Source organism: Stenotrophomonas sp. SrG (genome assembly GCF_050031795.1).
Lineage (GTDB): Bacteria > Pseudomonadota > Gammaproteobacteria > Xanthomonadales > Xanthomonadaceae > Stenotrophomonas > Stenotrophomonas rhizophila_A.
The window spans coordinates 1-229 of sequence record NZ_JBNBBE010001821.1; the positions used below are offsets into that span (position 1 = coordinate 1).

Below are 229 nucleotides of genomic sequence, written 5' to 3' on the forward strand. Positions count from 1 at the left end.
TTTCTATCGCGTGCAGAAACTCAAGCCACGCGCGTCGTAACGATCTGTTACGGCCATACCGTTGACGATGCGGGGCCGGCTCTGGAATAGTGGGCCGCTTACCTTTCCAGCATCCCGACGGAGTTCCCCATGAAGCTGTACAGCAAGCCCGGTGCCTGCTCCACCGCCGACCACATCCCCCTGCAGTGGACCGGCCAGCCGTTCGAGGTGGAACTGCTCGACAAGGACA

Annotated in this window: 1 pseudogene; it reads left to right on the forward strand. The window is 61.1% G+C overall.

Annotation, left to right across the window (positions count from 1 at the left end):
* Positions 1–129: 129 nt before the first annotated feature.
* A pseudogene (locus ACQG3P_RS25495) lies at positions 130–229 on the forward strand (glutathione S-transferase family protein); the annotation flags it as partial.